Below are 7,913 nucleotides of genomic sequence, written 5' to 3'. Positions count from 1 at the left end.
TCCGCTGCGCCTCCGGCGCAAAGAGAAAAGATTTGGGTAATGACAAGGCTGGCAGCTTGTCGGACAGCTTTAGGGAGTTGTTATGAAAGAAGAAGCCGTTATCACAGCAAGCTGGCCCAAGAGCCGCTTGCAAAGATTCTCCTTCGGCAAGCTGCTCGCCTCCGCCAAGGCGTCCCTCATCTCTTGCGCCTGGATGTTCGCGGGCTTTGCCTTGTTGTTGGCGGGTTGGGGCCTGGTCAGCGGATTATCGCAAGACGCCTTGCCAGGACCAATCAAAACGCTGGCCGTGCTGTGGCAACTGGTCAGTCATCCGTTTTATGACAACGGGCCGAATGACAAAGGCGTCGGCATCCAAATGGCAAGTTCGCTGCTGCGTGTCTTCATCGGCTTCGGTCTGGGTTCGCTGGTCGCAATTCCGATGGGCTTGTTAATCGGTGCCAGCACGACCTGCAAGAAGCTGTTTTATCCCATCGTCCAATTGCTGCGCCCGGTCTCGCCGCTGGCGTGGTTCCCGATTGGCTTGGCCGTCTTCAAGCACGCGGGCGAAGCGACGATCTTCGTCATCTTCATCACGTCGCTCTGGCCGACGTTGATCAACACGGCGTTCGGTGTGGCCTCGTTGCCGGATGATCACCGCAACGTGGCGCGCGCGTTCGCTTTTTCAAAAAGCCGCTACCTGCGCCGCATCCTGATTCCGTTCGCACTGCCACACATCTTGACTGGGTTGCGCTTGAGCATCGGCGTCGCCTGGCTGGTGATCGTCGCGGGCGAAATGCTTTCCGGCGGCATCGGCATCGGCTTTTTCGTCTGGGATAGCTGGAACGCGCTCAGCCTGGAGCGCGTGATGTCGGCCATTCTGCTCATTGGCATCGTTGGCTTGTTGCTGGATCGTGGCTTCGATCTGGTGGCGAAACGGTTTTCTTACAGTTGATAGTGGATAGTTGACAGTTGATAGTGCCCCGCTCGGAGGCTTCGACTGTCGGCCAACCAACTATCAACTATCAATTGTCAACTATCAATTATGAATAGACCTCCTTCTCCTGTTCACACGACCGAGTATTTGCAGGTGCGCGATTTGACGATCCGCTTCGACACGCCGCGCGGCCCATTCACGGCGGTCAAAAACATCAACCTGACGATTGCGCGCGGCCAGACGGTGGCGCTGATCGGGCATTCGGGCTGCGGCAAATCTACGTTGCTCAATGCCATCGGCGGATTAGTCAAACCGAGCGCGGGCGAAATCGTGTTGGGCGGCGTGACCATTGACGCGCCGGGGCCGGATCGCGGCATCGTCTTTCAAAACTATTCGCTGCTGCCCTGGCTGACGGTGTATCAAAACATCTTTGAAGCCGTGGATTCCGTCCGTACCGAATTGAGCAAGCGCGACAAGGCCGCGACGGTCGAGAGCTTTTTGCAGAAGGTCAATCTGTGGGAGCATCGCGATAAGAAACCGGCGCAACTGTCGGGCGGGATGAAACAGCGCGTCGCCATCGCGCGCGCGTTCGCCATTCACCCCGAAGTCTTGTTGCTGGATGAACCCTTCGGCGCGCTCGATGCGCTGACCAAATCGTCGCTGCACGAAGAGTTGGTCAAGCTGCTCGCGCTCGAAAACCAAACCGATACCGTGCTGATCGTCACCCACGACATCGAAGAAGCGATCTTTCTTTCCGACAAGATCGTGGTGATGACCAACGGCCCCGCTGCCGTCATTGGCGAAGTAATCGAGGTCAACATCCCAGGCCCGCGCGACAAACGCTCCATCGTCCATCTAAAGGAATACGTCGAAGTCCACGACCGTTTGCTGTATCTGCTGATGGACGCCTTTGCCGTGCACAAACGCGCGGCGGCTTGACGCTTGGTGCGGTACCACTCGCAGCATCGCATCTGACGGCGCCTCTCAACACACCAACCTTTTCCACCAACACACATTGGCTCGCAATGACGGAGTGCGCAACTTATCCGTTCGGCGTGAGCTTTATCTTTTTGCAGGAGGATTAGAACTATGTACGCCACCAAAAAACTCTGCTATTTCGTCACTGCACTCTTGCTTGTCGCGCTCAGTCAATCGGCGGGACTGGCGCAACAGGCCAACGTGGCGGCGACGCCTGTCGCCCCCGTCGCCAAAGCCACACCTACACTAGCGCCCGTCGCCGCACCGAAACCCGCCGCCGCGGCTGCGCCGATCAAACTAGGTAGCGTGACGTTTTCGGGCAGCCTGCGTTTGCGCGCCGAAAACTGGGATTGGTTCGAGACCGACAAGGCCGATCCGTCTTACACCTTTGGCGCGGCGCAACTGCGTTTCGGTTTTAGTCAGAGCAAGGAAAAATATGAATGGCAACTGGAAGGCGAAGTGCCCGTGCTGATGAACGTACCGGCACATTCGATTGCCGCCGCGCCACAAGGCCAACTCGGTCTTGGCGCAACGTATTTCGCAGGCAGCGGCGAACAGAACGCGAGCCTGATTTTCAAACAGGGTTTTGTCCGCTTCAAAGGTTTGTTCGGCGACAAAGCCAGCAGCCTGAAGCTGGGCCGCTTTGAATTCAACGATGGCCTGGAAGTGTTGCCGACCGATGTGACGCTGGCGACGGTCAAACGCGATCACATCTCACAACGGCTGATCGGCGCGTTCGGCTTCTCACACGTCGGGCGCAGCTTTGACGGGGTGCAATTCGGGCGCAATTTCAAAGCGGGCAATCTGACCTTCTTCGGCGCGCGTCCGACCGAAGGCGTCTTCCAACTCAACGGCAATGACGAACTCGACGTAGACATCTGGTACACGGCCTTTACCAAACCCATCAAAGCCAAAGCGGGCGAAAGCGAAGTGCGAACCTTTGTCACGCATTACCACGATGGCCGTCCGGTGCTCAAAACCGACAATCGCAGCGCGGCCTTGCGCACGCTGGATAAAGAAAACATCCGCGTGACGACGGTCGGCGGGCATTACATCGGCGTCCGCAAAGCGGGCCAAGGCAAAGCCGATTGGCTGCTTTGGGGCGCGGGTCAATTCGGCGCGTGGGGCAATCAGGATCAGCGCGCCGGGGCCATCGCCGCCGAAGCGGGGTATTCATTCGCGGGTAACAAATTCGCCAACCGGCTGAAGCCCTGGCTGCGCGGCGGCTATTTCCGCAGCACGGGCGATGGCAACGCGGCGGATAGCAAGCACACGACGTTTTTCCAGATGCTACCGACGCCCCGCATTTACGCGCGTACACCGTATTTCAATGCGATGAACAACGAAGACGTCTTTGCCGAGTTGCGGCTGAAACCGCACGCCAAATTGGCAACGCGATTAGATGCGCACCACCTGCGGCTGAGTAACAAAAACGATCTGTGGTATGTCGGCGGCGGCGCGTTTCAAAAACGCAGCTTCGGTTTTGTCGGGCGCGCGACCGGCGGCAAGCAAAGCCTGGGCTGGCTGTTTGACGCAAGTACGGACATCACGGTCACGTCACGCACGACGCTGACGTTCTATCTTGGCGGGATGCGCGGCGGCAACGTGCAAGCGGCGATTTATCCGCTGGGCGGCAGCAACCCGGGCGGCCATTTTGCCTACGTGGAGTTGTTACAGAAATTCTGAGGCGGGAAAAACCACGGGGGGCACGGGAAACGCTGGGAGGGCAAATGACATCCGCTTCCCAGCGTTCCCCGTGCCCCCCGTGGTTTCTTTAGCAAGTTGTCGTTACTGCGCGACCTGCTTTAACTGTCCAATGCGCTCACGCAACGCCGTCGTAAAACAAGTGACGTCTTCGGGCGCCGCGCCGCTGGCCTTGAGCGCCTCATACATTTGCACATCCGTGATGCGGCCCAGATAACCGAGCAGCCATTTCACATCGGCGGGCGTGATGCCTTTGACAAAAGTGCCGGTGTGCTGGCCCGAATAACCAAAGCGCACTTCGCCATTGCGCACATCTTTGACGAAATCTTTGGTTTGCCCCGCGAAGCCTTTGCAATCCCATTTCTCGCGACTGAGCACGCCACCCCATTTGCCCATCGTGCCGCCCCAATCGGTGACGAGATAGCGCAGTTCGTTCGGATATTGAAAGAGCGCTGTGTTCGAGCCGCGCCCGGCATCGCGCACGTCTTTGTTGTCCCAGTTCGAGACGAGCATCATCATCACTTTCAGGCCGTTGAGTTGGCGGTTGCCTTCGGGCGTTTTCAAGAAAGGGTTGTCTTCATAAGCCCAGCTCTCGGCGTCTTCAAACTTCTTCACACCTTTGTCTTTCTGGCGCTCGAAACGGGCGGCGGTGAAATGGCCGGTGGCCGGATCAAGCATGTCTTTTTTGACGCGCTTGAACGAAGCGCCGTTGACCCCCTGCACCGTGCCGCGCGCCACATAAAACGCCGGCTCGACGAAATAGCCGACCGCCCAAACGAGGCGCGAGGCAAAGACTTCGGCATTGACCTCAGAGCCGAATTTCATCGTCCATTGCACCTTGTTGGCGTCCGTGATTTTGACTTTGGGATTGGTGCCCGAAAGGCTCTCTTCGACAAAAGTGAAGGGCGGTTTGGGGGCACCTGCGCGGCCCGCCGCACCGCCGGCCAGGTCCAGCTTTTCGACTGCGCCGGGATCGCGCCAGAGTACGGGCTTGCCAGTGGGCACAGCCATCTGTCCAGCGCCTTTGGCGGCCCCGGCGGATTTGTCTTCAGCGGGTTTGGGTTTTGAAGCTTGCGCAAAGACGCTGCTGGTCAATGCTGCCAGGATAAGCAATACGAAACATTTGCGTGATGTCATGGAATTGGCTCCTTTGTCATGAAGTTTGTGAGTGAGAATTGCAGCGCACTGCGAGGCGCATCATAACAGCGCCCGTGCCCTGCCCAAATCAGGTAAGTGCACGTAAAGGCAAGCGCCGCAGCAGGGCTTGCCGCGTGGCTATTTATCATGCTTTTGAGCGGCGGTGCTGGCCTCTGCCGCGCGCGCTGCGGCCTCTTGCCCGGCGGTTTGACGGCGAATGCGCAGGCGCGAGACGCGGCGTTCATCGGCTTCCAACACTTCAAAATCGAGGCCGCGAAAGTCGAGGGTCTCACCAACCGCCGGCAGATGGCCGAGTTGATTGATCACCAGTCCGGCGATGGTGGTGAAATCGTCCGCCGCCAGTTCGGCGTCAAACAGACGTTCGACCTTGCCGACTTCAACCTGCCCGCGCACGATATAACAACCATCCTCTTCGTTGATGATTTCGACCTCAGCGGCTTGCGGTTCGGGTTCGTCTTCGTCTTCGATTTCGCCGACGATTTCTTCAAGCAGGTCTTCCAGCGTCACCAAACCGGCGACGCCGCCGAATTCATCAATGACGACGGCCATTTGCGCTTTGGCTTTCTGCATCTCGCGCAAGAGTTCGTCAATCGGTTTGGTTTCGGGCACTTCGTAAAGGTTCTTGCGCGCAATCTCGCCGGCGCGTTTGAGTTTGAGATTGTCAGAACCGCCGCTGGCCCAATAACTGAGCAAGTCGCGTACATAGATCACGCCGAAAATGTCATCGAGTTGATCGCGGTAAACGGGCAGGCGCGAGTATTTCGATTGCACGATCAGGTCGCGCACTTCCTGCAAAGTGGCGCGCGCTTCGATGGCGACGATGCTGGGGCGCGGGGTCATCACTTCGACGACGGTGCGGTCGCCGAAGCGGATGATGGATTGAATCATCGCGCCTTCGCTTTCTTCAATAATGCCCTCTTCTTCGCCAACATCAATCAGGGCCTGCAACTCGCTTTCGGCATCCTCGCTTTCGGTGGCGGCGGTTTGCACTTCGTCGCGCTTCCGCTTGAGCGCGCGCAGGCTGCGATAGACCGGCCAGGTAAAAAAGCCCAGCGTGCGCCAGCTCACGCGCAGCGGCCACCGCAAGCGCAACAAAGCGCGTTCAGGATGGTTTTGCGTGATGAGCAGCGGGACGACCTGGCGGAAAATCACCAGCGTCACCAGCATCGCGGCAAAGGCAAACGCCAAAAAGAAAGTGGGCCAAAGTTGATGCGCAATCGAAGTCAGCAGAATGGCAATCGCGGCAATCGAGAAATGAATGCCCGAGGTGAGGGTAAAGTTGAGTTGATGATGGTGCTCGATGATTTCGTGCCAGAACGCGGCGTGCGGGGTGCCGTTGCTTTCGCTGGCCAACAAACGCAGCGAAACATCGCTCAGTTCGTCAAGGGCGCTTTTGGCGGTGGCAAATAAGACCAGCGCCAACGTTAAGACGCCGGTCAAAACTATTTCAGCTTCCATTGCAGACTTCAGACCTCAGACTTCAGACCCAAGACGTCAGGTGCTGAGCAATTGTTTACGTAAACGGCGTTCCAAGCGGTTCATTTCGCCCTGGTCGGTTTCGTGATCATAACCGGCCAAATGCAAAGCGCCGTGAATCACCAGATGTTCGATCTCACGCGCCAGGCTCACTCCCAATTCACCGGCATAACGCTCCGCCGTCTCGACCGAAATCACCAGATCACCGAGATGCTGGGCGTCAGCGGCGAATTCATAGGCATCTTCACTTTCATGATAAGCAAACGAGAGCACATCGGTCGGCGCGTCTATGCCACGATAGGTGCGGTTTAACTCGCGCATGCGGCGATCACGAATAAAGCTGATCGTCAGCGTCGCCTCGCCCGCGCCAATTTTATTCAAGACGGCCCGCGCCAATTGCGCCGCGCGCTTGGCATCCACGGTCTTGGTGCGCTGGCGATTGACGACTTCAATCAACGGCCCGGCTGTCAAAGAAATGGTCTGCCGCTGACGGCTGCCCATGCTAGATGCTGATCTTGCGCGTGTGTTCATCGTAGGCCTTGATAATCATCTGCACCAGATGATGGCGCACGACGTCCTGCTCGGTGAACTGAATGAACGCGATGCCCTCGATGCCGTTGACCACGCGTTGCGCTTCGACCAAGCCGGATTTGCGGCCCGACGGCAAATCAATTTGCGTCACGTCGCCGGTGATGACCGCTTTTGACCCGAAGCCGATGCGTGTCAGAAACATCTTCATTTGCTCCGAAGTCGTATTTTGCGCTTCGTCCAAGATGATGAAGGCGTCTGCCAGTGTGCGGCCACGCATAAACGCCAGCGGCGCGACTTCGATCACGCGCTTTTCCAGCAGCTTGGTGGCGCGTTCGTAATCAATCAGATCGAAGAGCGCGTCATATAGCGGGCGCAAATACGGATCAACCTTGTCTTGCAAATCACCAGGCAGAAAGCCCAACTTTTCGCCCGCCTCGACGGCCGGACGCGCCAGCACAATGCGGTTGACGCGCTTTTGCATCAAGTATTGCACCGCCATCGCCACGGCTAAATAAGTCTTGCCCGTGCCCGCCACGCCGACGCCAAACACGATGTCGTATTGCTCGATGGCTTCCATATATTTGCGCTGATTGGCGCTGCGGGCGGCGACCTGTTTGCGTCCGGCGGGATTGATGCGCTTCTGTTTGTTGAAGACATCGCGCAACGAAGCCGTGCGGTCATCGGCAATCTGCCGGAACGCATCGCGCAATTCGACATCGGTGGGCGGCGTCTTCCCTTCGGCAAACAACTGTCCGTAATCTTTCAGGATGCGTTCGACGATGGGCACATCGGACTCATCGCCTTCGACGGTGAGTTCGTTGCCGCGCCCACCGACACGCACGCTCAGCAAGGATTCCAGATACTTGATGTTCTGATCGTAAGGGCCGAAAAGGGCTTCGAGGCCGCGCTCAGGAATGGAGATTTTAACGCTTCGCAGGTGTTTCTAGCTCCGGTCTGCGTGAACCGCGCCACCCAGGCGTAATTCACAGTTGATCAACAGCTTTGCCAGTCAGGCCAACGGGGCCGCGCCGGTGAATTTGCCAATCGTGTTGCTTAACGCCAGGCAAAGCTACTACACGGTTTTACGGAGTGTCAATGTATTGTTCATGCTTCCTTCAACGCTTGCGCGCTAACCGTTGAAGGCCTAAACTGC

The 7,913-nt window shown here is 57.7% G+C and carries 7 protein-coding genes; 3 read left to right on the top strand and 4 right to left on the bottom strand.

Annotation, left to right across the window (positions count from 1 at the left end; all coding sequences use genetic code 11):
- Positions 1 to 82: 82 nt before the first annotated feature.
- The 3 genes from ntrB to HY011_21060 all read left to right on the top strand — a co-directional run bounded on the left by ntrB (position 83) and on the right by HY011_21060 (position 3,577).
- Positions 83 to 931, top strand: coding sequence for a nitrate ABC transporter permease (gene ntrB / locus HY011_21070; protein ID MBI3425422.1), 849 nt, complete (start codon positions 83 to 85; stop codon positions 929 to 931).
- Between the two features lie 90 nt (positions 932 to 1,021).
- Positions 1,022 to 1,852 carry an ABC transporter ATP-binding protein gene (locus HY011_21065; GenBank protein MBI3425421.1) on the top strand — a complete coding sequence of 277 codons (831 nt, stop codon included), beginning with the start codon at positions 1,022 to 1,024 and terminating at the stop codon, positions 1,850 to 1,852.
- Positions 1,853 to 2,002: 150 nt separating this feature from the next.
- Entirely contained in the window at positions 2,003 to 3,577 is a 1,575-nt protein-coding gene (locus HY011_21060) for an alginate export family protein (protein MBI3425420.1), read from the top strand.
- Positions 3,578 to 3,679: 102 nt separating this feature from the next.
- Here the strand turns inward: HY011_21060 and HY011_21055 are convergent, their stop codons facing one another.
- From HY011_21055 to HY011_21040, 4 genes are all read right to left on the bottom strand, one after another.
- Entirely contained in the window at positions 3,680 to 4,732 is a 1,053-nt protein-coding gene (locus tag HY011_21055) for a hypothetical protein (GenBank protein ID MBI3425419.1), read from the bottom strand.
- Positions 4,733 to 4,870: 138 nt separating this feature from the next.
- Positions 4,871 to 6,211 carry an HlyC/CorC family transporter gene (locus tag HY011_21050; protein ID MBI3425418.1) on the bottom strand — a complete coding sequence of 447 codons (1,341 nt, stop codon included), beginning with the start codon at positions 6,209 to 6,211 and terminating at the stop codon, positions 4,871 to 4,873.
- 36 nt (positions 6,212 to 6,247) lie between these two features.
- Positions 6,248 to 6,730, bottom strand: a complete 483-nt coding sequence (ybeY, locus tag HY011_21045; protein ID MBI3425417.1) for an rRNA maturation RNase YbeY — start codon at positions 6,728 to 6,730, stop codon at positions 6,248 to 6,250.
- Position 6,731: 1 nt separating this feature from the next.
- A complete protein-coding gene (locus HY011_21040) occupies positions 6,732 to 7,697 on the bottom strand; it encodes a PhoH family protein (GenBank protein ID MBI3425416.1) in 966 nt (321 codons plus the stop codon).
- Positions 7,698 to 7,913 lie beyond the last annotated feature (216 nt).

Source organism: Acidobacteriota bacterium (assembly GCA_016196035.1).
GTDB lineage: Bacteria > Acidobacteriota > Blastocatellia > RBC074 > RBC074 > JACPYM01.
Note: the sequence above shows the minus strand (reverse complement) of the source record. Positions and strands in the feature narration are given on the sequence as shown.

Excerpts from the sequence above, each read along its gene's own strand:
- HY011_21050 (MBI3425418.1), bottom strand. The coding sequence starts at position 6,211 with ATGGAAGCTGAAATAGTTTTGACCGGCGTCTTAACGTTGGCGCTGGTC.
- ntrB (MBI3425422.1), top strand. The coding sequence starts at position 83 with ATGAAAGAAGAAGCCGTTATCACAGCAAGCTGGCCCAAGAGCCGCTTG.
- HY011_21055 (MBI3425419.1), bottom strand. The coding sequence starts at position 4,732 with ATGACATCACGCAAATGTTTCGTATTGCTTATCCTGGCAGCATTGACC.
- HY011_21060 (MBI3425420.1), top strand. The coding sequence starts at position 2,003 with ATGTACGCCACCAAAAAACTCTGCTATTTCGTCACTGCACTCTTGCTT.
- HY011_21065 (MBI3425421.1), top strand. The coding sequence starts at position 1,022 with ATGAATAGACCTCCTTCTCCTGTTCACACGACCGAGTATTTGCAGGTG.
- ybeY (MBI3425417.1), bottom strand. The coding sequence starts at position 6,730 with ATGGGCAGCCGTCAGCGGCAGACCATTTCTTTGACAGCCGGGCCGTTG.